We start from the raw sequence: 488 nt of genomic DNA, 5'->3' as shown, positions 1-488 counted from the left end.
GGTGTGGTGGATGACCAAATCTGGTCCAACTCACGTTTCAAAATCGCCCTTAAGGTGGCGGACCGTTCGGACTCCAATGAAATGCTTCATACACCGGATGCGGCCGAAATCACCCAGACGGGACGTGCCTATCTGCAGGTCGGAAACAATGAAGTCTATGAGCTCTTCCAGTCAGCCTGGTCAGGCGCGGATTACCAGCCGGACAAGGACGATATGGGGATTGAGGACCATACCATCTACCTAATCAATGAATTGGGCCAATATGAGATCTTGAATGAAGACCTATCAGGCTTAGAAGATGTGGATGAGATTAAGGAAGTTCCGACAGAGTTGGATGCGATAGTGCACCATATCCAGCTCTTGTGTGAAGAACAAGAGATTCCTCCAGTACCACAGCCATGGTTGCCACCGCTCAAAGAGCGAATCGCACTAGACGAACTGGAAGAAGTGCAACCGACAGTAGCCTGGACACAAGAGAAACCACTCTC

At 50.2% G+C, this 488-nt stretch carries 1 pseudogene; it reads left to right on the top strand.

Going from position 1 to position 488, the window contains the following annotated elements:
* Positions 1–488, top strand: a pseudogene (locus tag HMPREF3057_RS01870) (type VII secretion protein EssC); the annotation flags it as partial.

The sequence above is a fragment of the Streptococcus sp. HMSC072D05 genome, from assembly GCF_001815805.1.
Lineage (GTDB): Bacteria > Bacillota > Bacilli > Lactobacillales > Streptococcaceae > Streptococcus.
This window is presented reverse-complemented; position numbering and strand designations above follow the sequence as displayed.